Annotated in this window: 25 protein-coding genes and 1 tRNA gene; 21 read left to right on the top strand and 5 right to left on the bottom strand. The window is 33.7% G+C overall.

Annotated elements, in window-relative coordinates; all coding sequences use genetic code 11:
- Nucleotides 1-3 precede the first annotated feature (3 nt).
- Nucleotides 4-333, bottom strand: coding sequence for a hypothetical protein (locus CSUIS19072_RS03095; protein WP_086237048.1), 330 nt, complete (start codon nt 331-333; stop codon nt 4-6).
- Between the two features lie 87 nt (nt 334-420).
- The gene (locus CSUIS19072_RS03090) at nt 421-1,017 is read right to left on the bottom strand and encodes a peroxiredoxin (RefSeq protein WP_086237049.1); all 597 of its coding nucleotides are present in this window, start codon (nt 1,015-1,017) and stop codon (nt 421-423) included.
- A gap of 157 nt (nt 1,018-1,174) precedes the next feature.
- Here CSUIS19072_RS03090 and accD point away from each other — a divergent pair, with 157 nt between their 5' ends.
- The 15 genes from accD to CSUIS19072_RS03015 all read left to right on the top strand — a co-directional run bounded on the left by accD (nt 1,175) and on the right by CSUIS19072_RS03015 (nt 13,977).
- Nucleotides 1,175-2,047, top strand: a complete 873-nt coding sequence (gene accD / locus CSUIS19072_RS03085) for an acetyl-CoA carboxylase, carboxyltransferase subunit beta (protein ID WP_086293421.1) — start codon at nt 1,175-1,177, stop codon at nt 2,045-2,047.
- On the top strand, nt 2,047-2,493 hold the full coding sequence (locus tag CSUIS19072_RS03080; RefSeq protein WP_086293420.1) for a 23S rRNA (pseudouridine(1915)-N(3))-methyltransferase RlmH: 447 nt from the start codon (nt 2,047-2,049) through the stop codon (nt 2,491-2,493). The genes accD and CSUIS19072_RS03080 overlap by 1 nt, the downstream gene beginning before the upstream one ends.
- A 9-nt stretch (nt 2,494-2,502) precedes the next feature.
- Nucleotides 2,503-2,859 carry an RNA polymerase-binding protein DksA gene (gene dksA, locus CSUIS19072_RS03075; protein ID WP_086237052.1) on the top strand — a complete coding sequence of 119 codons (357 nt, stop codon included), beginning with the start codon at nt 2,503-2,505 and terminating at the stop codon, nt 2,857-2,859.
- 10 nt (nt 2,860-2,869) lie between these two features.
- Entirely contained in the window at nt 2,870-3,862 is a 993-nt protein-coding gene (locus tag CSUIS19072_RS03070; protein ID WP_086237053.1) for a hypothetical protein, read from the top strand.
- On the top strand, nt 3,862-4,800 hold the full coding sequence (locus CSUIS19072_RS03065) for a tRNA dihydrouridine synthase (RefSeq protein ID WP_086242345.1): 939 nt from the start codon (nt 3,862-3,864) through the stop codon (nt 4,798-4,800). Before CSUIS19072_RS03070 ends, CSUIS19072_RS03065 begins: the two co-directional genes overlap by 1 nt.
- On the top strand, nt 4,782-5,396 hold the full coding sequence (gene recO / locus CSUIS19072_RS03060; RefSeq protein ID WP_086237055.1) for a recombination protein RecO: 615 nt from the start codon (nt 4,782-4,784) through the stop codon (nt 5,394-5,396). The genes CSUIS19072_RS03065 and recO overlap by 19 nt, the downstream gene beginning before the upstream one ends.
- A gap of 89 nt (nt 5,397-5,485) precedes the next feature.
- The gene (gyrA, locus tag CSUIS19072_RS03055; protein ID WP_086237056.1) at nt 5,486-8,185 is read left to right on the top strand and encodes a DNA gyrase subunit A; all 2,700 of its coding nucleotides are present in this window, start codon (nt 5,486-5,488) and stop codon (nt 8,183-8,185) included.
- Nucleotides 8,186-8,231: 46 nt separating this feature from the next.
- Nucleotides 8,232-8,723, top strand: coding sequence for an LPP20 family lipoprotein (locus tag CSUIS19072_RS03050; protein WP_086237057.1), 492 nt, complete (start codon nt 8,232-8,234; stop codon nt 8,721-8,723).
- Nucleotides 8,699-9,091 (top strand): hypothetical protein, encoded by a 393-nt coding sequence (locus CSUIS19072_RS03045; protein ID WP_086237058.1) that lies wholly within the window; start codon nt 8,699-8,701, stop codon nt 9,089-9,091. The genes CSUIS19072_RS03050 and CSUIS19072_RS03045 overlap by 25 nt, the downstream gene beginning before the upstream one ends.
- Before the next feature lie 3 nt (nt 9,092-9,094).
- Nucleotides 9,095-10,237 carry a sigma-54-dependent transcriptional regulator gene (locus CSUIS19072_RS03040; protein WP_086237059.1) on the top strand — a complete coding sequence of 381 codons (1,143 nt, stop codon included), beginning with the start codon at nt 9,095-9,097 and terminating at the stop codon, nt 10,235-10,237.
- A 77-nt stretch (nt 10,238-10,314) separates the two neighbouring features.
- Complete coding sequence (locus CSUIS19072_RS03035; protein WP_086242343.1) at nt 10,315-11,349, top strand: aspartate-semialdehyde dehydrogenase; 1,035 nt, start codon at nt 10,315-10,317, stop codon at nt 11,347-11,349.
- On the top strand, nt 11,342-11,869 hold the full coding sequence (locus CSUIS19072_RS03030) for a YqhA family protein (RefSeq protein ID WP_086242342.1): 528 nt from the start codon (nt 11,342-11,344) through the stop codon (nt 11,867-11,869). The genes CSUIS19072_RS03035 and CSUIS19072_RS03030 overlap by 8 nt, the downstream gene beginning before the upstream one ends.
- A 14-nt stretch (nt 11,870-11,883) precedes the next feature.
- Nucleotides 11,884-12,915 (top strand): uroporphyrinogen decarboxylase, encoded by a 1,032-nt coding sequence (gene hemE, locus CSUIS19072_RS03025; RefSeq protein WP_086237062.1) that lies wholly within the window; start codon nt 11,884-11,886, stop codon nt 12,913-12,915.
- Nucleotides 12,915-13,823 (top strand): radical SAM protein, encoded by a 909-nt coding sequence (locus CSUIS19072_RS03020; protein WP_086293417.1) that lies wholly within the window; start codon nt 12,915-12,917, stop codon nt 13,821-13,823. The genes hemE and CSUIS19072_RS03020 overlap by 1 nt, the downstream gene beginning before the upstream one ends.
- Nucleotides 13,824-13,902: 79 nt before the next feature.
- Nucleotides 13,903-13,977, top strand: a tRNA-Asn gene (locus tag CSUIS19072_RS03015).
- Between the two features lie 631 nt (nt 13,978-14,608).
- Here the strand turns inward: CSUIS19072_RS03015 and CSUIS19072_RS03010 are convergent.
- From CSUIS19072_RS03010 to CSUIS19072_RS03000, 3 genes are all read right to left on the bottom strand, one after another.
- Nucleotides 14,609-16,465: an ammonia-forming cytochrome c nitrite reductase subunit c552 gene (locus CSUIS19072_RS03010; RefSeq protein ID WP_086293415.1), complete on the bottom strand. Its 1,857-nt coding sequence runs from the start codon at nt 16,463-16,465 to the stop codon at nt 14,609-14,611.
- A 51-nt stretch (nt 16,466-16,516) separates the two neighbouring features.
- Nucleotides 16,517-16,987, bottom strand: a complete 471-nt coding sequence (nrfH, locus tag CSUIS19072_RS03005; protein ID WP_086237274.1) for a cytochrome c nitrite reductase small subunit — start codon at nt 16,985-16,987, stop codon at nt 16,517-16,519.
- Between the two features lie 205 nt (nt 16,988-17,192).
- Nucleotides 17,193-18,509, bottom strand: a complete 1,317-nt coding sequence (locus CSUIS19072_RS03000; RefSeq protein ID WP_086293413.1) for an MATE family efflux transporter — start codon at nt 18,507-18,509, stop codon at nt 17,193-17,195.
- Between the two features lie 197 nt (nt 18,510-18,706).
- Here CSUIS19072_RS03000 and CSUIS19072_RS02995 point away from each other — a divergent pair, with 197 nt between their 5' ends.
- Genes CSUIS19072_RS02995 through CSUIS19072_RS02970 form a run of 6 tightly spaced genes read left to right on the top strand, consistent with a single transcriptional unit; the run spans nt 18,707 to nt 24,166 of the window.
- Nucleotides 18,707-18,982, top strand: a complete 276-nt coding sequence (locus CSUIS19072_RS02995) for a hypothetical protein (protein ID WP_086293411.1) — start codon at nt 18,707-18,709, stop codon at nt 18,980-18,982.
- Nucleotides 18,963-20,570 carry a TonB-dependent receptor domain-containing protein gene (locus CSUIS19072_RS02990; protein WP_086293408.1) on the top strand — a complete coding sequence of 536 codons (1,608 nt, stop codon included), beginning with the start codon at nt 18,963-18,965 and terminating at the stop codon, nt 20,568-20,570. Before CSUIS19072_RS02995 ends, CSUIS19072_RS02990 begins: the two co-directional genes overlap by 20 nt.
- A gap of 9 nt (nt 20,571-20,579) precedes the next feature.
- The gene (locus CSUIS19072_RS02985; RefSeq protein WP_086242338.1) at nt 20,580-21,563 is read left to right on the top strand and encodes an ABC transporter substrate-binding protein; all 984 of its coding nucleotides are present in this window, start codon (nt 20,580-20,582) and stop codon (nt 21,561-21,563) included.
- Nucleotides 21,560-22,360: an ABC transporter permease gene (locus CSUIS19072_RS02980; protein ID WP_086237069.1), complete on the top strand. Its 801-nt coding sequence runs from the start codon at nt 21,560-21,562 to the stop codon at nt 22,358-22,360. Before CSUIS19072_RS02985 ends, CSUIS19072_RS02980 begins: the two co-directional genes overlap by 4 nt.
- Nucleotides 22,360-23,049: an ATP-binding cassette domain-containing protein gene (locus CSUIS19072_RS02975; protein WP_086237070.1), complete on the top strand. Its 690-nt coding sequence runs from the start codon at nt 22,360-22,362 to the stop codon at nt 23,047-23,049. The genes CSUIS19072_RS02980 and CSUIS19072_RS02975 overlap by 1 nt, the downstream gene beginning before the upstream one ends.
- On the top strand, nt 23,042-24,166 hold the full coding sequence (locus CSUIS19072_RS02970; protein WP_086237071.1) for an NnrS family protein: 1,125 nt from the start codon (nt 23,042-23,044) through the stop codon (nt 24,164-24,166). Before CSUIS19072_RS02975 ends, CSUIS19072_RS02970 begins: the two co-directional genes overlap by 8 nt.
- The last annotated feature ends 3 nt before the right edge of the window (nt 24,167-24,169 follow it).

Raw genomic sequence — 24,169 nt, 5'->3', positions numbered from 1 at the left:
ATCCTAAGCAAGCGCTTTTTGTAACTCTAAAATCCTAGCACTTATAGTTGTGATTTTGGTTATCAAATCAGTAGCTTGCTCTGTTAAACTCATTAGCATATTTTTAGCATACTCATTTGGAATACTAGATAGAGCTTTTATTTTTCCTTCAACCTTAGATAATTGCTTTTTTAATCTCTCTAGTTGCTCCTCTAAAAGCTCTATAGTCTCTTGAATCATAGCAGTTGGACCTTTACTTTCTTGAGTATCCATATTACCATCTTTTTTATTAATTGAAATCTTTTTTGTATTGCTAAAATCTTGCGAAGTTATACCTATTGGATTGATTTGCATCTATTACTCCTATATTAATTTACTAATATCGGAATAAATATTTAAATTTAAAGAAGTTTTAAAGCTCCAAATGGAGCTTTAGATAAATTATAGTTTATCACCATCAGTTGATAGATAGCTAGCTACACCTTCGGTTGTAGGTTTCATACCTTTATCGCCTTTATTCCAGCCAGCTGGGCAAACTTCGCCGTGCTCATTTGTAAATAGCATTGTATCTACCATTCTTACCATTTCATCGATATTTCTACCAAGTGGAAGGTCATTTATAACAGCGTGGCGAACTGTACCATCTTTATCTAATAAGAAGCTACCTCTTAGAGCAACTGCTTCATCAAATAATACATCAAATCCTCTTGCCCACTCTTTTTTAAGGTCAGCTACTAGAGGGAATTGCACTCTACCGATACCGCCTTGTTTTACATCAGTCTCTCTCCAAGCAAAGTGGCAATATTCATTATCAGTGCTAACGCCGATTACTTCAATGCCTCTTTCTTTGAATTCTCTATATCTGTGATCAAAAGCTATAATTTCGCTTGGGCAAACAAATGTAAAATCTTTTGGATAGAAAAATACAACCGCACCTTTTGGTCCAATGTTTTTATATAGGTCGAAATTCTCTTCAATTTGACCATTGCCTAGAACTGCTGTACCACTTAATTGTGGTGCTTTATTAGTAACTATCATACTAAATCTCCTTAATAATTTTTATGAATTGCGAAATTGTATCTTTGTAAATTTAACTATAATTAAATGCGGATAAAATAATATACAATGATTAAGAAAAATATAAATTTAAAGAAAAATTTGATATAATCGCCCAATTTTTTATCAAAGGAAAAAAATGCTAGGTGATTTTTTTTCAAAAATGCGTAAAAAGCAATCCCACCCAAGCGAGGCACCAAGCCACTGGGTAAAGTGTAATAGCTGTAGCTCTTTGATGTATTTTAAAGAGGTTGAAGCTTGCTATAATGTATGCCCAAAATGTGGGTATCATATGAGACTTAGCGCTCAAAAAAGAGTAGAATTAATAAGCGATGTTGGAAGTTTTATTGAATTTGATGCAGATTTAAAGCCTATTGATCCACTAAATTTCGTAGATAAAAAATCTTATAAAAAGAGAATTGAAGAGAGCCAAAGCAAAAACGGCAAAACAAGCTCAGTCATATCAGGAGAAGCTACCATTGATGGACAAAAAATTCAACTTGTGGTGTTTGACTTTAGCTTTATGGGTGGGAGCTTAAGCTCTGTTGAAGGGGAGAAGATTACTCGTGCAGTTCGCAGAGCCATAGAAAAAAGAAATCCGCTAATCATAGTAAGTGCTAGTGGTGGAGCTAGAATGCAAGAGAGCACATTTAGTCTTATGCAAATGAGTAAAACTAGTGCGGCCTTAAAGCTCTTAAGCGATAATAGACTGCCATATATTTCAGTGCTTACAGATCCTACGATGGGTGGAGTTTCGGCCTCTTTTGCTTGGCTTGGAGATTTGATAATTGCTGAGCCAAAGGCGCTCATTGGCTTTGCTGGTCAAAGGGTAATAGAGCAAACCATTAAAGCTAGTTTGCCAGAGGGCTTTCAAAGAGCGGAATTCCTACTTGAGCATGGACTCATCGATGCTATCATCTCTAGAGATGAGCTTAAAAAATATCTTAGCGATATGATAAGATTTTTTATGAAAAATGATAGCTTTTATAATCCGATTAATGAGGCTATTTAGTGCAAATTTTAGTCCATTGCCTGCAAAAACTTGATGATGATAATTCATTAAAAGATTATGTAAAAATGAGTAGCAAATGGGCTAATATTAAAGAGATTAATAAATTTAATTCTCAAATTGCCAAAGCTCAAACTCAAGGTCAAATTGCGTCATATAAAGCCTATGAAGATGCTTATACTCCGCATTTAAATGGCTATTGCGTTGGGTTAGATGAGCGTGGGGATATGCTTGATAGTTTTGAGTTTGCCAAACTCTTAAAAGACAAAACTCAAATTTCATTTTTTATCGGTGGGGCTTATGGTCTGGGCGATAATTTAAGGGATAAAATGGATAAGCTTGTAAGTCTCTCTAGGCTAACTTTAGCCCATAAGATTGCTAAGCTTGTTTTATATGAGCAGATTTTTCGTGCTCTGTGTATAAATTTCAACCACCCTTATCATAAATAAAGGAGTTATATGAAACAAAGCGAGTTAAATTATTTTAAAGAGCTGCTTTTAGCAAGAAAAGAGCAAATTCAAAAAAACATCAATGACGCAGCAAATGAGATTGATGGGCTTAGACAAAGCGGTGCTACTGATGAGTTTGATTTTGCTAGTATTAGTGCTGATGAGGAGCTAGAGCACTCTATATCAATCAAGCAACAACAAGAGTTAAACGAGATAGAGCAATCTTTAAACAAAATAGAATCTGGCGTTTATGGAATTTGCGATATGTGTGAAGATGATATTGATATTGAGCGTCTAAAGGTCAAACCACACGCTAGATATTGTATCACATGTCGTGAAATTGCTGAAAAAACGATAATAAAATAGGAGCTATAATATGAAAACTAGGCGATTTTTTCTATATTCGATTATCTATATTGGACTGATTTGGCTAGCTGTTTTTTCATTTGTTAATCAAAATTACGCCGTAAATTTGTTTGGATACAATCTTGATATTCCTATTGCAACTTGGGTGATTTTGCCTTTAGTGCTATTTGCTATTTTAGCTCTTTTCCATATGAGTTATTATGGATTTAAGATCTATTTAGATGGTAGAGCAATGAGAAATGACGCACAAATTTATAACACTTTAGCAAAAGAGATTTATCTTGGTTTAGAGTCAAATAAGGATTTTAAAACAGATATTTTCAACGCCTCTAGCGAAGTTACAAAATCGCTATCTCCATGGCTAAATTTAGGTAAGCCAAATTTACAAAATGATGATTTAAGACTTGCTTATGAGCTTTATTGCGATGTTAAAAGTGGCAAGGTTTGTGAATTAAAGAAATTTAAGCTTTTAAAGACAAATCCGCTTTATATCCAAAATGAGAAAAATAAGATCAAAGCTGATTATAAATACGCTATTAGTGTGCTTTCTAGTAAAGAGACAAATGATGAGCTCATATCAGCAGCTTCTAATGCTTTGATTGAAAATGGCACATTTTTAGAGCTATCTAAATTTAATCCAACCTACACAAATAGCGATATTTTTATATTAATAAATAGATATGTTAAGGATAATTTTGAGATTAGTACAAATGATATTTTTGCTACTATTAGCAAGGTTAAATTTACCTCAGATGAGTATATTCAAATTGCTAAAATTTTAAAAAGCAAAATTGAGCCTGATCTTTTAATATCAATGTTTGATCGCTTAAGAAATGAAGAGCCATCTGCGCTTGAAGCGTATTTATATCTACTTTATGACTTTGGAATGATAGATCAATTAAGAGAGATTATAGCAAGTGAAAATAGCAAATTTGAACGCATAGAAACCTTAATATTTTTAAGAGATCACGGCAAAATCACTAGAGCGGATCTATTTTATTAATGATAGATTTTAGCTCTAAACCGCTATTTTTAGCTCCATTAGCTGGATTTTCTGATCTGCCACTTCGCACTCTAGCTAAGAGATTTGGGTGTGATTGTACTGTTAGTGAGATGATTAGCTCTAATGCCCTTGTATATGAGCATGATAAGACCCTATCAATGATCGAAAAATCCCCACTAGAATCCCCATATATTATCCAAATTGCTGGAAGCCAAAAGGATATAATCGCGAAGGCTGTGGATATTTTAAATGAATTTGATGGGATAGATGGGATAGATTTAAACTGCGGATGTCCTGTGCCAAAAGTAGTCAAGCAAAATGCCGGCTCAGCTCTTTTAAATGACTCAAAACTGCTTTGCACCCTTGTAGAAACGATCAAAAATAGATCAAATAAACGCTACACTTCAGTTAAAATTCGCCTAGGATTTAATACCAAAATGGCTCATGAGATAGCACAAGATCTAGCTAATGCTGGGGCTGATTTCATCTGCGTTCATGGTCGCACAAGGGCTGGTGGATATAGTGCTTTGGTTGATTATGAGGCCATAGCAATGGTTAAATCATCTACTAATATCCCAGTTATTGCTAATGGCGATATTAATATAAATAATTATAAAGAGGTTTTAAAGATAACTAATTGCGATGGCTTGATGATCGGTCGTGCTAGTATCGGCTCACCTTGGATATTTCAAGAGATAAAAAATAATCAAAGCATAAGCCCATATGAGAAAAAAGAGATAGTAAAAGAGCATTTTGAATTAATGGTAAAAACTTACGGCAAACACGCTATTAGCATATTTCGTAAGCATTTACACGAATACTCCAAAGGGATTAGTGGCGCTAGTGAGTTTAGATCTAGTGTAAATCAAATTCAATCAATAGATATGATGAAAGAGCAAATTGAGCAGTTTTTTGATCCATGCAAGGCTATATCTTAAAGGTTCAAAAAGTCAAAGATGAGGATTGTCTAGTTACGATTTTATCATCACACAAACAGATAAAATGCTATAGATTTTATGGGGCTAGACACTCTATTATCACTCAAGGCTTCAAGCTTGATTTTGAGCTAATTGAGAGTAAGGCATTCTTACCGCACCTTCGCTCGACTATGCATTTGGGATTTAGCTGGTTAATCGATAGAGAAAAGCTCTTGATTTGGCAAAATTTTATGAGGCTTTTAGCCGATCATCTGCGTGATGTGGAAGATAGCGATGAGTTTTATTTTGAATTAGTTGAGAGTTGTGCGAAGAAATTTCATCGCCAAAACCCTATTAGAGTGATACTTGAGGCATATGCTAAGATTTTGAAATTCGAAGGTCGGTTGCATCTAGATAACTACTGCTTTATCTGCGATAATCCTTTAAGCGATGAGATTAGCCTTGGTAGGGCATTTTTAGCCGCTCACCCAATATGCATTAATAAATACATATTAAACAAAGATGATATTATGAAATTCCTATCTACAGGATCTACGGCCCACTTAGATGATAACACTATAAAATCGTTATATTTAATCTTGCTTGAAGGATTTTAAAATATAGATAAATTGAGTAAATATCTCCTTTTTAGCTAATATTTATTAAATTTAAGCTAAAATAATACCCAGACTTTCTAAGGAAAACAATGGAAGATAATATTTTTAACTCAAATCAAGATGTTACGGCTATAGATGTAGAAGACTCCATAAAGGCTAGTTACCTAGACTACTCTATGAGCGTTATCATAGGTCGTGCATTACCAGATGCTAGAGATGGATTAAAGCCAGTCCATAGAAGAATTTTATATGCTATGAATGATTTAGGCGTAGGAAGTCGCAGCCCATATAAAAAGTCAGCCCGTATAGTAGGTGATGTAATCGGTAAATACCACCCACACGGCGATACAGCTGTGTATGACGCACTTGTTAGAATGGCTCAGAGCTTCTCTATGAGAGTTCCAGCAGTAGATGGACAAGGAAACTTCGGCTCAGTAGATGGTGATAATGCTGCTGCGATGCGTTATACTGAGGCTAGAATGACAATCTTAGCTGAAGAGCTACTAAAAGATCTAGATAAAGATACGGTTGATTTTATCCCAAACTACGATGATAGCATGGTAGAGCCAGATGTATTGCCAGCTAGAGTGCCAAATTTACTACTAAATGGCTCAAGCGGTATAGCAGTGGGTATGGCGACAAATATTCCGCCACATAGTCTAGATGAGCTAGTAGATGGTCTTTTGGTTTTATTAGATGATAAAAGTGCTACATTAGAAGATGTAATGGCGCATATCAAAGGGCCAGACTTTCCAACTGGCGGCATAATCTTTGGTAAAAAAGGGATAATGGAGGCTTACCGCACCGGTAGGGGTAGGATAAAATTAAGAGCTAAAACACATATAGAAAAAAAGCCAAATAAAGATGTAATAGTCGTAGATGAATTGCCATATCAAGTAAATAAAAGCAAACTCCACTCTGATATAGCTGATTTAGTCAAAGATAAGCAAATAGAAGGCATCAGCGAAGTCCGTGATGAGAGTGATAGAGATGGAATTCGCCTTGTTATCGAGCTTAAGCGTGATGCGATGAGCGATATTGTATTAAATAATCTATTTAAATCTACCCAAATGGAGGTTACATTTGGGGTGATTATGCTAGCGATTAATAATAAAGAACCAAAGATATTTTCGCTAATTGAGCTATTAAAATTATTCTTAAATCATAGAAAAACGGTAATTATCAGAAGAACTATCTTTGATTTGCAAAAAGCAAGAGCTAGGGCTCACATCTTAGAAGGGCTGAAAATAGCTTTAGATAATATAGATGATGTAATCGCTTTAATCAAAACAAGTGCCGATACAAATAGTGCTAGAGATGGCTTGATGAGCAAATTTGGCTTAAGTGAGTTACAAAGCAATGCAATCTTGGATATGAGATTAAGCAAGCTTACAGGCTTAGAGCGTGAAAAGCTAGAAGCTGAATTAAAAGAAATTTTAGAGCTTATAGAGAGATTAGATGCGATCTTAAAAAGCGAAGAACTAATAGAAAATATCATTAGAGATGAACTTTTAGAGATTAAGTCTAAATTTAAATGCCCTAGAATTACTGAGATAGTCGATGATTACGATGATATCGATATTGAAGATCTTATACCAAATGAAAATATGGTAGTTACAATCACACATAGAGGCTATATCAAACGCGTCCCAAGCAAAAATTATGAAAAGCAAAAGCGTGGTGGCAAGGGCAAAGTAGCAGTAACTACATATGATGATGACTTTATAGAGAGTTTCTTTACTTGTATGAGTCATGATACGCTGATGTTTGTAACTGACCGCGGTCAATTATACTGGCTAAAAGTCTATAAAATCCCAGAAGGAAGTCGCACCGCCAAAGGAAAAGCAGTAGTCAATCTAATCAATCTCCAACCAGATGAGAAGATAAAAGCTATTATCCCGACTACGGATTTTTCACAAACCAAATCTTTAGCATTTTTCACCAAAAATGGATTAGTAAAAAGGACAAATTTAAGCGAATACCAAAATATACGAAGTATTGGTGTAAAGGCTATAAATTTAGATGAAAATGATGAGTTAGTAACTGCTGTGATCGCTACAAGCCAAGATTATGAAAGCTCAAATTTAAATAACAATCCAGATATTGTAGTAGAAAATGAGGTTGAAGAGAGCGGATATTACGCCTTAGAAGAGGTAGTTGATAGCGATATAGAAGCCATATCTGAGCTTAAAGAGAGCGAGATAGAGCATATCTTAGATAGTATTGATGAGCTGCCTGAGTCAAATGATGAAAAAATGCTATTTGTAGTTACTAAAAAAGGTATGTGTATCAAATTCCCATTAAGCAAGGTAAGGCAAATTGGTCGCGTAGCTCGTGGTGTAACTGCCATTAGATTTAAAGAAAAAGGCGATGAAGTCGTAGGTGCTGTAGTGATAGAAAATGATACTCAAGAGATACTAAGCGTAAGTCAAAAAGGTATAGGCAAACGCACTACCGCAGATGAATATAGACTCCAAAGCCGTGGCGGTAAAGGCGTAATCTGTATGAAGCTAACATCAAAAACCAAAGATCTAGTCGGCGTAGTAATGGTAGATGAGAGTATGGATTTGATGGCTCTAACAAGTAGTGGCAAGATGATTAGAGTAGATATGCAAAGCATTAGGAAAGCAGGTCGCAATACAAGTGGCGTAATCGTTGTAAATGTAGATGGCGATGATGTAGTAAGCATAGCAAGATGCCCAAAAGAAGATAGCGATGATGAGGATTTTGACATCATTGATGATGATTTTATAGCCGAACAGATGGCTAAAATCACAGAAGTGGAATGAGATTTGCTTTAATTAATTTAGAATTCAATTTAAAAGGTTGTAAGGTATGAAAAGAGTTTTATCAGTATTAATTGTAGGATTGGTGCTTAGTGGTTGTGCAAATACTATCTCTAGCTTAAATCAGCAGCCAACAGAGGTAGTAGTGCAAAAAGTAGATAAAGATGATATTAGAGATATTATCAAAAACGACAAGATGCTTCCTACTATGGATTTAGATAGTGAAGCTGTATTTACGGCTGTAGGAGAAGGAATTCCGCCTATGGATACAGTTAGCCCAGCTCAAGCTAGAGCTCTAGCTAAGCGTTCAGCTATAACAGATGGTTATAGACAGCTTGCTGGCAAACTATATGGCGTTAAAATCAACGCTAAAGAGACCGTAAAAGACGCAATGCTACAAAGCTCTGTGATCGAAGCTAGAGTATTAGGACTAATTAAAAATGCTTCAGTAATCAACCAAGATTTTAAAGATGGTCTATACAGGGTTGAAATGGAGCTAAAAATAGATCAAGAAAAGTGGCAAGAGCTCTTTGCTTATTAATAATTACTCTAAATACTCTATTTGGAAGTGATGAGTTTATCTTTTGGGCTAAGCTCATCGTCTCCAATGGGGTTATTAGTAGTGATAATATCGCTATCTCAAGCTCTATGGTAAAGGGCTATGATAGTAAGCAAATTATCTGCACCATTAAATCTGATAAACCATCAAATTTAAGCTCATTAGAGTATTTAAATTTACATAAAGATGAGCTATTTGAGTGCTTTATCAAAGAGCAAGTTAAAATCTTAGAAAATTCAATAACTAATTTAAATTCTGCTAATTACACCACAGAATTAACCATCATTCCACTTCGCTTTATAGTGGAATTTAAGCCAGGTAGTGCTACAATAAGCAAAATCATAAGGTAAATCATGAATGTTGTAATTGTAGAAGATGATATAAATATGCGAAAATCTCTTGAAATAGCTCTTGGAGATTATGAAGAATTTAGCGTAAAATCATACAAAAGTGCCACAGAAGCCCTTAAAAAGTTAAGTAGTGATACTGATATAATCGTAACTGATATAAATATGCCTGGCATGGATGGGCTAGAGTTTATCAAAGAGTTAAATGGAAAATATGATGTTATAATTATGACTGGAAATGCTACCTTAAATAGAGCTATTGAGAGCGTTAGACTTGGAGTAAAGGACTTTTTAACCAAGCCATTTGATATTGACACTTTAGCTACAGCTATTAAAAGAACAACTTTAATCACTCAAAAAACCAAAAAGCCAAATATCACAACACAGATTAAAAATAGCAATTTCTTATCAGCGTCTGCAAATTTAGATAAAACCTTAAATATCGCCAAAAAGGCAGCTCAAACAGATGTAAGCGTAATGATAATGGGAGAGAGTGGAGTTGGTAAGGAGCTATTTAGCAGATATATCCATGAAAATTCAAAACGAAAAGATAATCCACTAATGGCTATAAATATGGCAGCCATTCCTGAAAATCTACTCGAAAGTGAGCTATATGGGTATGAAAAGGGTGCCTTCACTGATGCTACAACGACTAAAAAGGGGCTTTTTGAACTTGCTAGTGGCGGAACGCTATTTTTAGATGAAATAGGCGAAATGCCACTAAATTTACAACCAAAGCTACTACGAGCTATTCAAGAGCGTGAAATAGTCCGCGTAGGAGCTAGTAAGCCTATCAAAATAGATGTAAGGATAATTAGTGCTACAAATGCAAATTTAGAGCAAAAGGTAGCTAATGGAGAGTTTAGAGAAGATCTATTTTATAGATTAAATACCATTCCGCTTAAAATTCCACCGCTTAGAGAGCGTAAAGATGAGATCGAAGGGATAGCCGCTGCGACTTTAAAAAGAGTTTGTGCTGAGTATGAACTAGGCCAAAAAGAGTTTAGCAAAGAGGCCATTAAAGAGCTTTTAGATTACAATTATCCTGGAAACATAAGAGAGCTTATTAGCATTGTCGAGCGTGCTGCGATATTAAGCGAAGAAAAAAGCATTAGCAAAGAAGATCTATTCATCTATGCTAAAAAATAACCTTGCTATCTAAATTTGCCTTATATTAAGTTAAATTTAGATAAAATTGCGAGTTAAATTTAAATCTAAGGCGTAGTATGAGAAAGTATAGTATAGCAGTAGTCGGAGCTACTGGGGCTGTAGGCGAAGAGATTTTTCGTGTTTTAGAAGAGATGAATTTTCCAGTTGGCGATATATTGCCACTTGCAAGTGCTAGAAGCGTTGGGAAAGAGATTGAATTTAAAAGCAAGAGCTATCCTATTGTCGAGCTTACTGATACTGTATTTGAAGAGCATGAGATAGATATAGCATTCTTTAGTGCTGGTGGAAGTATATCTGCTCATTTTGCACCGCTGGCTGCGGCTAGCGGGGCTGTAGTTATCGATAATACTAGCCACTTTAGAATGGATCCAGAAGTGCCTTTAGTGGTGCCAGAGTGTAATCCAGAGGATATTTCTCAGTGGCATAATAAAGGTATAATAGCCAACCCAAATTGCTCCACAATCCAAATGGTTCAAATCCTAAAACCTCTTGATGATGCCTTTGGTATCCAAAGGGTGGATGTAAGCACATATCAAGCTACAAGCGGAGCTGGTAAAAAGGGTATGGAGGAGCTAGTTTTACAGATGCAAAAGTTTTTTGAATTCAAGCTTGATGAGTGTGAGCCAAGTGCTTTTAAGCATCAAATCGCTCTAAATGTAATCCCACATATTGATATATTTTTAGAAAATGACTACACAAAAGAAGAGATGAAAATGGTTAATGAAACCCAAAAAATCCTTCACAAAAATATACAAGTTAGTGCTACTTGCGTTCGTGTGCCAGTCCTTAGAAGTCATAGCGAGAGTATCACTATCAGATTTCAAACAGCAATTGACGCACAAAAAGCAACTCAAATTCTAAAAAACGCTCCAAGCGTAGTAGTCCAAGATAGCCCAAAAGATAATCTATACCCAATGCCAATCCACGCTAGTGATACAAATGATACTTATGTGGGTAGGATTAGACGTGATAATTACGATGAGAGCATACTTCACCTATGGTGCGTAGCTGATCAAATCAGAGTTGGCGCTGCTACAAATGCGGTTAGAATAGCACAAAAATGGATAGAGCTACAAGAGCAAAATGGATAGTGTAAAAAACAAGATAGAAAGGCTATTTGAAGGGCTTTTATGGAAGTCTAGAATGGTTACCTTGCTTCCTGTGATATTTGGATTACTAGGAGCTTTTGTAATGTTTATTGTAGCTAGTTATGATATTATAAAAGTATTTATCTATGCTTGGAATTACCTAGTATTAGGCGATCATAGTATAGATTTACATAGTGATGGCGTGGGGCTTATCATCGGTGCGATAGATCTATATTTGATGGCGCTTGTATTTTTTATATTTAGCTTTGGAATTTATGAGCTTTTCATTAGTCAAATCGATACAATTAAAAACTCCAGACAGGCTAGAGTGCTTGAAGTTCATAGTTTAGACCAGCTCAAAGATAAGATTGGTAAGGTTATTGTGATGGTTTTAGTGGTAAATTTCTTTCAGCGTGTATTACATGCTAAATTTACCACACCGCTTGAAATGGTATATTTAGCATTATCGATTTTAGCTCTTTGCTTGGGTCTATATTTCTTACATAAAAGCTCAAAACATTAGGATAAAGGATATTTATGATTTTTATAGATGCGTGTTTTGGTAAGCCAACACCTTATACTCCAGTTTGGATGATGCGTCAAGCTGGTAGATACCTTCCTGAATATATGAAAGTAAGGTCTGAAGCGGGGGATTTTTTATCACTTTGTAAAGATTATAAAAAAGCTAGTGAGGTTACACTTCAGCCTGTGGATATTTTAGGCGTAGATGCGGCGATTCTTTTTAGCGATATTTTGGTTGTTCCTATGGAGATGGGTATGGAGCTTAAATTTGTAAAAGGCGAAGGGCCGCTATTTCCTAAACCAATTGCCACGATGGAGGATTTAGATAGATTAAGTAGCGATAAAGCTATTAAAAATTTAAGCTATGTATATGATACCATTAAACTAACTAGAGAAAAATTACCACAAGATAAAGCTCTAATAGGCTTTTGCGGTGCTCCATGGACTATAGCTACATATATGATCGAAGGCGGTAGCACCAAAACCTATAATATCTGCAAAAAAATGGTATATGATAATCCGCAATTTTTACACGCTATTTTGCGTAAAGTAACTAACGCACTCAAACTATATCTATCAGAGCAGATTAAAGCTGGGGTCAATGCCGTTCAGATATTTGATAGCTGGGCTGGAGCATTAGAAAAAAGTGCTTATATGGAATTTGGATTTAGCTATATTAATGAGATTGTAGATTACTTAAAAAGCAATTTTCCTGATATAGCTGTAATTGTCTTTCCTAAAGGGATTGGCGGATTTTTAGAAGATATTAGCGGTAATTTTGATGTGCTGGGTGTGGATTGGAGTACTCCGCTTAAAAGCGTCAAAAACTCACTAGGTAAAAAATATGTCCTACAAGGCAATATGGAACCAGCAAGACTATATAGCAAAGATGCGATAGATGATGGCGTAGATGAAATTTTATCAATTATGGGTGGCAAAAGGCATATTTTTAACCTAGGCCATGGTATTTTGCCTGATATTCCAGTTGAAAATGCCAAATACTTTATCAAATCTGTCCAAGAAAAATCCGCAAAATATGCAAAATAATGAAGTATAAATTCATATTTGGCCCAGTGAGTAGCCGCAGATTTGGTAGCTCACTTGGGATTGACTTAAGCCCAGAGCAAAAAAGTTGTAATTTTGACTGCTTATACTGCGAATTAGCTAAAGCCAAGGTTATCCGCACCATAGCAAATGAGCCAAGCACTAGCGAGATAATAAATGAGCTAAAAGACGCTCTTAGCGAATTTAAAGATATTGATGTTATCACTATTACGGCTAATGGAGAGCCTAGTCTATATAGCGATTTATCAAATTTAATTGCTCAAATAAATCTACTTAAAACTACGCAAAAATCATTAATTCTTAGCAATGGAAGTGCCGTTTTAAACCCTAAAATATCAAACACCCTTTTAGAGCTTGACATTGTTAAATTCAGCCTTGATAGTGCTAATCCAAAGACATTTCGCAAAATAGATAGGAGCATCGATAAGATCGATACAGATAATCTAATAGAGCTAATGAGCGAATTTAGGATGAAATTTAAAGGTGAGCTGATTATGGAAGTTTTGGTTGTGGCTGGTTATAATGATAGCGATGATGAGTTTATAGCATTAAATAAAGCCTTTAAAAAGATCTCACCCCATAGAATAGATATAAGCACCATAGATCGCCCACCAGCTCATAACGCTAGTGGCGTAAGTAGCCAAAAGCTGCACCATCTATCTACTTTCATAGACGCAGCACCGGTAAATATCGCTTCTAAAATGCCCTTAAAATCTAAATTTGATTATAGTCAAGATGAGCTAGAAAAGCTTCTTAAATTACGCCCTCAAAGCCTATATGATATAGACAATAATTTCACGCAAAATGCAAAAATAAATTTACAAAACCTAATAAATCAAGGCAAAGTGATAGAATGCGATTTAGCGGGAATGAAATTTTATAGAATTTAATAAATATCTTATATTTAAGCTAAATTTAATTGACAAATATTAAATTATTAGATATAATTCCAGCTCATTTATACAATATTCCGGATTAGCTCAGCGGTAGAGTAGTCGGCTGTTAACCGATTGGTCGCTGGTTCGAATCCAGCATCCGGAGCCACTTTATATTTATCCCCCCCCCTATTTTATAATCTTAACTAATCAAATGATTTTACTTACTATTTTGATTAAAATTAGCAATTATACTTTATAATCTTATAATTTTTAATATTTTAATTTTTATTTAAAATAAATTGTCTCGCCACGCTTAGTCACTTTAGTATAAATTAAACTTACATATAATTTGCCTAACTTCTTGTTAATTTGATAATAACTAAATTAAAGCGACAAGGCAGTTTGCTTATATATCAATTGGTTAAAAATAAAATAATAGCAAATTTATAGATATAAACATAAATTCTCATCAAATTTAGCTAATAGATATTTTTATTTAGCATAATATACTATAAGATAAAGTGCGATAATCACACAATACTAGCTATCATTTAATAAAATCGTAAATCACCACTCCGCCTTTTTAAACCGTATATCTCCTTGTGTCAGAGCCTAAAATATCGCTAAAAAGTTATAATAACTAAGGGTAAGATAGTGAAAGCTAAATTATAAATTAAGTATTAACCTAAATTTATAGTACTTAAAAGTATATTAATTGGATAAAAGTAATTTTAAATATTTGTATCTAAGAGATAATATTAAAGGTAGGGCGTAAGCCCCACCTTGTAAATCTAGGATTAGTCAAGAACCTTATGGTTATAAGGTTTGTTATTTTTATCTAATTCTAGAAGTTTAGCATCTGGGTTATCATTTATATTGCTGTGTTCATAATAGCGATCGCCAGCTTTATGGTTTTTACCTGTGCTTTGACGAGCGTCATTTAGATCCACTTTATAGCGAATTTCACCTGGATTTAATTTTTGAATATCCTCAAAACCTAAATTGCTAGTTTTAAAATCACTAAATCCATATTCAAGAGCTATTTCGCTTAGTTTGGTTTGACCCATTCTAGCCATTTCTAAAGCTTGAAGTAGCATTCTACTAGCTTCTCTTGGGCTATGGAAGCCAGTTGAGTTTTCAGCACCCACAAAGTCGCCTCTCATTTGACCTTTTCTATGTAATTCTAAAACTTCTTTTAACACTGCAGAGATTTTTTTGTCATCTGCTTTGCCATCTGTTTGAAACTCAGGAAGTGCGCCTAGTCTATCACGCATATTTTTAATATCGTTTATTAGGCTTACTGTAGCATACTCTACTGATCTTAGATCAAATGCGATTGATCTTTGTATATCTTTGATTTGTGCTTTTAGTTCCTCTTCGCTTTGAGTATGGCAGCTTTTACAAGCAGCGTTAATATCTTTAAGCGGAGATGTTACATTGTGATTTGTCATTTTGCTTGAGCCTTTTCTCACATATGGCATATGACAATCAGCACAGCTTACACCATTTGCAGCATGGACTGAGCTTGAGTATAGCTCTGTTTCAGGGTGCTGAATTTTTAGCATTGGTGCTTTTGTAATTTTGTGCGGCCAATCTTGTGGGAATATAGAGCGAGTTACATCTTCATCGTAATACTCATCAAACATCTCAATTCTAAATGGCTTATCTTTACCCCATTGTTTCCATGGGAATACTAGCTCGATACCATCAACTTCAATTTCAGTTGCTTTATTGCCATCTCTCCAGCTATCAAATTCATCATAAGTTTTTTGAGTGCCATTCCACCATTTTTTACTAGTATCACTAGCTATTGACTCGCCTATAGTTTTGACTTTTTCACCAGTTGGGCGGAAGTAGTATTCAACATGGCATTGAGCACAAACTAAGCTTCTCATTTCGCTTCTTGTAGCTTTAACCCCAGTTACAGAATCTGGCTCATAGCCTCTCCATTTTGTCAAAGCGTTGATTAACGCAGTGCGAGTTACACGAAGTTCCATTGTATTTGGCACATGGCAATCAGCACAAGCAACACCCATTCTTTTACCGCCATGAGGGCCGCTATGCTCTGGGCTATTTTCTGTGATACCTTCTAATGCTGGGACATTTTTTATCATTGTCCAATATTTTGCACTATTAAATGATACCCATTTTTCACGAGGAGTATCGCCTAAAGCAGCGTTATTTTCTAGCCATTTTGTCCAACCGCTATGACAATTCATACAAGCAGCTGGCTGACCGCCAAAACCAGCAAAACCATGTGAATTTAAGAAATCTTTATTATTTCTTGCTGTATCCATTTGATCTACTTGAATCCAGAAGTGGCCACGCTCTTCATTTGCATCTATAGAGAATGGATAACCAGCCCATAAAACCGTAAGTTGTGGGTATCTAATCAATTTAGAATATGAGTGATTTCCACCAAATTCAGTCTCAAACGGAGCTTCAGTTTCAACTGTTTGATACATATCTATATATTCAGGGAAATTTTTACCCCAAACATTAAAGCGTGGATCATCATCGCTCATATTCACCACATCTTTAGAGACTACACCAGCCATATCAGGCTGAGCTTTTTTGTTTGAAATGTCTTTGTTAAATAAAACAAAGCCGATCAAAACAATGATGGCTAATACCGCCAAAAGAGCCTTTTTCATACTCCTATCCTTTCTATAAAAGTTAAATTTACTCTATTACTAAAATCAATCTTAGAACCCACGAGTGTGGCCTACGCTAGCGTGACATTTAACGCAGCTTAGCTGTTCATTAGCGTGATTTATAGTTGTTGTTGGATTTACCACTACTGATACCATTTGAGAGTGGCAGCGAACGCAGTTTGCTTGTACCATATTTTTACTCATTTTAGTTGCAGTGAAATTTTGAGGTAAATCATCTAGTTTAAAGGTAAATGCATAAGCGTGTGATATACCACTTTGAGCTTTAGCTATCCATTTATCCACAAATTCATTAGGTAAATGGCAGTCATTACAGCTTGCTAATGGCTTGCCGTTTATCTCTCTTGAGTGGGCACTTTTACGCCAGCTAGCATATACATCATTCATAACATGGCAGTTATTACAGGCTGCACTATCATCGCTAAAATAAGACATACCCTTAGCATTGTAAAAAGTATATCCAGCAGCCACAATAATGATCGCTACAACAACTAAAAACCACATAAATGTAGAGTTATTACTATTACCTTGCACTTTATCCTCCTTCCCAAAAAGATAAAAATGTTAAATGAAATTGTAATGAATTTTAATTTTTTTGTCAATAAAATTAAACTTAAACTTCGATTTTATCATATTTTAAAAGCAATCTTTCAAGCATATTTTTACGCAGATTTAGTTTAAATTTGATTAATATAATTTTTATCTTATTTTATACTACGGCCTTATTTTGCCACTTTTTGCTCTTCCATCTTAATGCGTTTGTCATACCACGCAAGGCCTCATCAGCACAAAATCCAATCCAAACACCCACAATTCCAAGTCCAAAATAAAAACATAAAACATATCCAACAGGCAAAGAAATCCCAAACATAAATATCACCCCACTAAAAAAGCAAAATCTAGCATCGCCACTAGCACGAAGTGAATTTACCATTATAATATTAAATGTTCTAGCGACTTCAAGAAATATAGAAAGAGCAAATAGAGGTATCATAATCTCTTTTAAAATATCATTTAAATTTAAGATACTCATAGTTTGATTTTGTGCTAAATAGCTGCTAAGAGCTACTAAAAATGAGGCTAAAAGGCTGATATATAACGCTCTCCAAGTGTGTTTATATGCGATTTGGAGTTTTTTAGCACCTACTAATTTGCCAATTATTATCTCATTTGCGACGCTGATTGCTTGACCAATTAACATTATAAATAAGGAAATTTGAAAATATATGGTTTGGACGCTTAAATTCTCTTTGCCAAGACTAGCTACAAAGCCAAAAGCTATTGTATATTGCACGATCCAAAGCAGATTTTCGCCAGCTGACCAGCCGCCAATTTTCATAATTTTGGCTATTACTTCTCGTTCAATTGTGACAAATTCGATTAATTTTAGCTTAAATTTAACTATATAAATGAGTATAAATATCAAAATTAATATAGCCAAAACTCGCCCTATTATAGTAGATAGCCCTACGCCAAAAAGCTCACTTTGAGTAAAATTTAATACATAAAAGTTCCCAATTAATGTAACTCCATCCATAAAAACAGTCACAAACATAACACTATAAGCTCTATTATAAACACGAATTATAGAAGCTAGCACGATCCCAACTGCATCAAAAAATAGGCAAATTCCAAGCATATATAGATAAATTGTGCTTTGTCTCATTAGCTCTTGTGGGACATTCATAAGCTCTAAAATCCACTCCCCATGCCACAATATCCCAGCCCCACATACTAAACCTAAAATGAAATTTAAAAATAAACTTTGATGTATCGCCTTAGAGGCTAAATAGCTGTTTTTAGCACCGATAGCTTGAGATATTACAACCGAACAACCAATACTTAAAAATGTAAAAATCGTGATAAAAATATCTAAAATTTGATTTCCAGCACCCATAGCCCCAACTAAGAAATTTGAGTATGCTGCGACCATTAAGGTGTTGATAATAAGCGATAAATACCGCAAAAATAATTCAAAAAATATAGGAACGCTAAGAGCTTTGAGTGAGAGTTGTTTAGAGAACATTTGATCGCCTAATTATAAATTTGATTGCTAAATTCTAGCATAATAAGAATAAAAATTAAATTTATAATTTAATAAAAATATAAATTCTTTTTTTAAGATATTATTAAATTTCTTTGATGAAATATCTAAATTTTTATATTAAATTAAGTTTAACTAAGCTAGAATTTGATTTTGATATTAATTCTTAAGGTATAAAAATGAGTAAAAATTTAGGCTATTCTTGCTTGGCTTTAACTATGATTGCAAATTTAAATTTACAAGCAGAAAATTTAGCTAATCCTAAAGAAATAACACCTTTAAAGCAATTCTCTCCACCACCATTAATCAATCCAAATATCACTCTTGGCTACTATCTAGAGAATCGATTTGATAGAACTTTTCGCACTTCATATTACCGAGTTACAGATATAATTGATAAATCCTTAGATCTATTTCATATAAGTGGCGGGTATTTTGATCATAAAAAATTATAGCACCATATTATTAAGAGCTAGAGAGTCTAATCTCTATACTACATTAAATGCTCACACAACCAATGCCACCCCATATAGAAGTGCTAATGGAGATAAGATTAATTTTGGCTATAATCGAGATGGAGTAAATTTAATATTAGGCTATGTGTTTGATCCATTTAATGAGATTAAATTTAGCTTTTTAGAAGATAATATAAAAAATGATAAACAACCTCAACATACGATGGATCTACTATATACAAGGCGTTATGTTTCTAAGATTAATTATAGATTTGGGTTTAATGATCTATCTGATACTTTAAATTTTGATCTTTCTTATATTAAATTAGATCGAGAAGCTGATAACTTCTCAAATCGTCAAAATAACGCAAATCAAGTAAAGATGAGAGTAGATAGGGATATTTTTAATACTAGTGTAAAATATGATAAAGATATTTTAAGCTTTCATAATCTAATTGGAATTGGCTACACGCATGATAATCACATAGCAAAACGATACGCCAAAGCAAATAATCAGAGTGAATTTAAATTTAACGGCTATAGATTTCCAGATATAGAAGTAGATGAGTTTAATCTATTTGATACAATAAAATATAGTATTTCGCCAGCTCACGCTATATCAATTGGATTAGAATATGATTATAATAAAGCAAAAATCAAAGCCTTAAATGATGTAGTCCAAAGTAATGGTGTGATTAATATAACTCCACAAATTATATGGAAAAACCACTATGGAGATATATTTGATGGAGATATAAATCAAGACGCTTTAAGTATGGCTACTAGATATGATTTTACCCCTGATGATACTCAAATTTACTCTTTGAGTTTAGAAAGCATTGAGAGAATTCCTAGCAATGATGAGAGATTTGTCTCCTTAAATGGCGCAAACGCTCAAGGCTGGGCATCAAACCCAAATTTAAATCCAGAGCGTAGAAATAGAATAAAAACTGAATTTAAACTAAAAAATAGCAATTTCATAGACTATATGAGTTCTAAATTTGATAATGATTCTTGGCAAATTGGAGGGCATTTTATCGCTGATTGGGCTAATGATTTTATAATTTTAGATCGCAGTAAATCCATAGCCACAAAAGGCAATGTAATATCTAGGAATATCGATGCGAGGCTATATAGCCTTAATGGAAATCTAAGCTATAATTTTTTAGAAAATTTTGGTTTTAAAACAAATATATATTATAATTACGGAGAAAATAAAAGCGATAATAGACCTCTTTATCAAATAGCACCACTTGAGATGACTTTAAATTTAGATTATCAAAATTATACCAAATTTGGCAAATACTCTATAGGTGCTGCCATGAGAGCTGTGGCTAGTCAAAATAGAGGTGATTTTGATAAAAATAGCGGTCTTGGTATAGATAATAAAACAGGCGGATTTGCTATATTTGATCTATATGCAAGTATTGCTATTAAGGGTAATTGGGAAGCCAGATTTGGTGTTAATAATATTTTTAATAAAAAATATAGTGAATATATTAGCGGTTCGCATGTAGAAGCCATAGAGCCATCTGCAGTGGATGCACCAGGTAGGGGATTTTATGTTTCATTTAATGGCAAATTTTAGGAGATAATGATGAATAATAGAAGAGATTTTTTACAAAAAAGTTCGATTTTAGCTCTTGGGTCTTTGGGTGTTTTGAGTATTCCAAATTTACTCTTTGGTAATAAAAATAGAGTTGATATTTGGAATGCGCCTGCGATTATATCGCTTATTGTGGCTGTAGCAATAAAGCAAGGAATGGCAAAAGATTTAATAAACCTAAACTATAAAGAGTGGAGAAATCCTGATCAATTAAGAGCTGGATTTGCAAGTGATTCGTTTTTGCTATCAAGCTCACCTGTAAATGTAGGACTGAATTTGGCAAATCAAGGACTTGATATTAAGATGCTAAATATCTTAACAAATGGATTAAACTACATATTTAGCAAGGATAAAAATTTAAGCTCATTAAAGGATTTAGAGGGTAAAAAACTAATTATGGCATTTAAAAATGATTTGCCAGATATTGTTTTTAGATCATTATGTATAAAAAATAACATAAATTTAGACAAAATCAATATCACATATGTCCAAACTCCACCTGAAGCGATGATGATGTTTTTAAAAAAAGATTTTGATAATATCCTTATATCTGAGCCTATGGGATCGGCAATGGGTTTAGCAGCTAAGAAAAATGGAGTTGATATAAAACGAGCTTTAGATATACAAAAAATATGGGCTGATACATTTAAGCAAGCCCCTATAATTCCGCAAGCTGGATTGATAGTAAATGGTAGCTTTTATCAAAAAAATATAGAATTTTTCAATACTTTTCATCAAGATTTAAAAGATGCTTTAATATGGATAAACTCTAGTCCTGACCTAGCAGCACAATTTGGCTCTAAATACCTACTTGTACCACAACCAGCGATAAAAGAGGCTATAGCTTATGCCAATTTGAGAGTGGATAGATGTAAAGATATTTCTGATAATTTAGATAGATTTTTTAGCATAATCTATGATATAAATCCAAAACTCATAGGTGGAAAAATGCCTAGCAAAGAGATATATTTATGATAACACAAGATGGTAACGCCATAAGACTTAACGCTTTTCATAAAATTAGCAACTACCTAATAGAAGGACTTAGTGGGCTTGGAATCATAGCTCTATTTTTAGGAGTGTGGCATATTGGCTCTAAGATTAGTGGGGAATTTATCTTACCAGCCCCGCTTAATGTCCTTCAACGCTCACTTGAGATTATCGCAAGTAGTGATAATCAAATTTTACTAACAATATATAGAACAACTATTAGCATAGTTTTTGCCTTTATTATTGGCTGGATTTTAGGCGTAATAGCTGGAAGCTTTAAGACATTAGCTAGATTATTTAAACCACTGATGGATATATTTTTAGCCATTCCACCAATTATATGGATTGTTATAAGTTTGTTTTGGTTTGGGATTGGAAGTGTGAGTGTGATTTTTTCTGTATTTATAGCAATTTTTCCTTTAAGCTTTGCAAATTCTATGCTTAGTGTGATTACTCTTGATGATAGGCTAGATGAAGTTTGTATCGCTTATAAATTAAATTTATTCAAAAGATTAAAAGCCTACTATCTGCCACATATCTTGCCATATCTTTTAAATTCGCTAAATATCATAACTGCTATGGGAATTAAGATTATGATTATGGCTGAGCTACTTGGTGCTAGCGATGGAGTTGGGGCTAAAATCGCAGATGCTAGAACTTACCTAGATACTACTGAAGTTTTAGCTTATGTTACGATTATGATTGGGTTTATTTTGCTATTTAATTTTCTTTTTATAAAGCCTATAAAGATTATATTTCTGCCTTGGCTTAAGGAGAGTTGATGAGTATTTTAAGAGTTGAAAACTTAAGCTATTATATAGCTCAAAAGCCTATAATTAAAGATTTTTCCTTAAGTCTAAATTTAGGTCAGATTGTAACACTTTTTGGTCCTTCTGGATGTGGAAAAAGCACATTTTTAAGGCTAATTAGCTCTATTTTAAAACCAAAAGATGGAATTATAAATCATAGTGGCAAAATCTCATATATATTTCAAGAGCACCGCCTTTTTGATAGTTTAAGCGTCTATGAAAATATCGCCTTAGTGATGAAAAGAGCAGATCCAAAGTGGATATATGATAACCTTAGCGATTTAGGTCTTAGCAAAATAGATGCTAAAAAATATCCCAATGAACTAAGTGGCGGTATGAGAGCTAGGGTAGCTTTTATTAGAGCTTTGGCTTATAATGGGGATTTGATATTGCTTGATGAGCCATTTAGTGGTATTGATTTTACCATGCGTCAAATATTAATGGAGAAATTAAATTCAGCCATAAAATCAAATAATAAAGCCGCTATTTTAGTTACTCATGATGCTTATGAGGCTTGTAAGCTATCTGATATTATAATTTTTTTATCACAAACTCAAATGCAAATAGAAAAAACTCTAAAAATAAATCAAAAAAATAGAGATGAAAAATTTATAAAAGAGCTTTTTAATAGCGAATTTAAAGGGAGAATTTACTTTGATTAGTAGTTTAAAAGAGTTAATTTATGATTTTTTTATCCACCCTATGAGACTATTTTTTATAATGAGTGGATTATTTGCTATTTTTGGGACAATTATACTGATATTTAATATTGGCGATTTTATATCATTTCATAAATTTATATTTATAGAGCTTTTTGTCTCTAGTGCTTTTGTGGGCTTTTTGCTTACTGCTGTGAGCGATTGGGCTGATTATAAGGGGAGTTTGTTGCCTTATAGCGTAATTGGATTTATATTATTAATTCTAGCTTTATCAACTCAAATTTTAGGCTTTAATGGCTCTATTTTTATAGCATTTTTATGGAGCTTTATAGCTATAACGACCTTAATTTGGCTGATAAAAGCTAAGAATTATGATAATTTTAGCTTGATTTTTCTTCTTTGTTTTATTGCTTTTATTGAATTTTATGGGGTTATTTACGAGCCTAAGCCCTATGCATTAATACACTGCTTTATGGGTGGAATTATTTTAATTGGATTTAGGATTAGTACTGTGCTTGCTAGATTGGCTTTAGATAGAAAATTTAAAGATAATTCATATATATTTATCCCAAATCCAATTTTAAAAAATATCTCCTATATCTCTCTTTTAGCCCTTGCTTTGTGCGATATTTTAAGATTAGATAATACTACTTCTGGATTTATCTGTGCTGGAGCTGGATTAATTATCCTAAGTCAAATATCACAATGGCATCATAGAGTATTTCTAAGCACACATTATACATTTATATACTATATTTTATTATTTGGAAGCGGGCTAATATATCTAGCTTTGGGGGTTGATTTGCTATTTGGGCTTAATTTTACCAGCACAATATTACATGGGATTACCATTTGGAGCACTATAGGATTTATCTTTTTTGTATTTAATGTATCATCGCTTAGACATAGCGGACAAGCAACTTTAAACCTACCAATCTGTGGTAAAATAGGAATTATTCTACTAGCCATCGCTACTATATCAAAGCTATTTTTAGCCCAAATTTGGGATATTTTTTATATTACAATTCCAGCTATATTAGTTGGATTGCTCTTTTTAATCTTTGTTGGTAGATATACTATAATATATAAAAACAACCCATTTACAGATGATCCTGAATAATAA

Origin of the sequence: Campylobacter sp. RM19072 (genome assembly GCF_024723485.1) — a bacterium.
Taxonomy (GTDB): domain Bacteria; phylum Campylobacterota; class Campylobacteria; order Campylobacterales; family Campylobacteraceae; genus Campylobacter; species Campylobacter porcelli.
Note: the sequence above shows the minus strand (reverse complement) of the source record. Positions and strands in the feature narration are given on the sequence as shown.

What these genes read in the sequence shown, in the direction of transcription:
- recO (WP_086237055.1), top strand. Translation starts at nt 4,782, where the DNA reads ATGCAAGGCTATATCTTAAAGGTTCAAAAAGTCAAAGATGAGGATTGT.
- CSUIS19072_RS02980 (WP_086237069.1), top strand. Translation starts at nt 21,560, where the DNA reads ATGATAACACAAGATGGTAACGCCATAAGACTTAACGCTTTTCATAAA.
- CSUIS19072_RS03095 (WP_086237048.1), bottom strand. Translation starts at nt 333, where the DNA reads ATGCAAATCAATCCAATAGGTATAACTTCGCAAGATTTTAGCAATACA.
- CSUIS19072_RS02985 (WP_086242338.1), top strand. Translation starts at nt 20,580, where the DNA reads ATGAATAATAGAAGAGATTTTTTACAAAAAAGTTCGATTTTAGCTCTT.
- CSUIS19072_RS03040 (WP_086237059.1), top strand. Translation starts at nt 9,095, where the DNA reads ATGAATGTTGTAATTGTAGAAGATGATATAAATATGCGAAAATCTCTT.
- CSUIS19072_RS02995 (WP_086293411.1), top strand. Translation starts at nt 18,707, where the DNA reads ATGAGTAAAAATTTAGGCTATTCTTGCTTGGCTTTAACTATGATTGCA.
- gyrA (WP_086237056.1), top strand. Translation starts at nt 5,486, where the DNA reads ATGGAAGATAATATTTTTAACTCAAATCAAGATGTTACGGCTATAGAT.
- CSUIS19072_RS03090 (WP_086237049.1), bottom strand. Translation starts at nt 1,017, where the DNA reads ATGATAGTTACTAATAAAGCACCACAATTAAGTGGTACAGCAGTTCTA.
- CSUIS19072_RS03065 (WP_086242345.1), top strand. Translation starts at nt 3,862, where the DNA reads ATGATAGATTTTAGCTCTAAACCGCTATTTTTAGCTCCATTAGCTGGA.
- CSUIS19072_RS03070 (WP_086237053.1), top strand. Translation starts at nt 2,870, where the DNA reads ATGAAAACTAGGCGATTTTTTCTATATTCGATTATCTATATTGGACTG.
- CSUIS19072_RS03030 (WP_086242342.1), top strand. Translation starts at nt 11,342, where the DNA reads ATGGATAGTGTAAAAAACAAGATAGAAAGGCTATTTGAAGGGCTTTTA.
- hemE (WP_086237062.1), top strand. Translation starts at nt 11,884, where the DNA reads ATGATTTTTATAGATGCGTGTTTTGGTAAGCCAACACCTTATACTCCA.
- CSUIS19072_RS03020 (WP_086293417.1), top strand. Translation starts at nt 12,915, where the DNA reads ATGAAGTATAAATTCATATTTGGCCCAGTGAGTAGCCGCAGATTTGGT.
- CSUIS19072_RS03050 (WP_086237057.1), top strand. Translation starts at nt 8,232, where the DNA reads ATGAAAAGAGTTTTATCAGTATTAATTGTAGGATTGGTGCTTAGTGGT.
- CSUIS19072_RS03000 (WP_086293413.1), bottom strand. Translation starts at nt 18,509, where the DNA reads ATGTTCTCTAAACAACTCTCACTCAAAGCTCTTAGCGTTCCTATATTT.
- nrfH (WP_086237274.1), bottom strand. Translation starts at nt 16,987, where the DNA reads ATGTGGTTTTTAGTTGTTGTAGCGATCATTATTGTGGCTGCTGGATAT.
- CSUIS19072_RS03035 (WP_086242343.1), top strand. Translation starts at nt 10,315, where the DNA reads ATGAGAAAGTATAGTATAGCAGTAGTCGGAGCTACTGGGGCTGTAGGC.
- accD (WP_086293421.1), top strand. Translation starts at nt 1,175, where the DNA reads ATGCTAGGTGATTTTTTTTCAAAAATGCGTAAAAAGCAATCCCACCCA.
- CSUIS19072_RS02975 (WP_086237070.1), top strand. Translation starts at nt 22,360, where the DNA reads ATGAGTATTTTAAGAGTTGAAAACTTAAGCTATTATATAGCTCAAAAG.
- dksA (WP_086237052.1), top strand. Translation starts at nt 2,503, where the DNA reads ATGAAACAAAGCGAGTTAAATTATTTTAAAGAGCTGCTTTTAGCAAGA.
- CSUIS19072_RS03010 (WP_086293415.1), bottom strand. Translation starts at nt 16,465, where the DNA reads ATGAAAAAGGCTCTTTTGGCGGTATTAGCCATCATTGTTTTGATCGGC.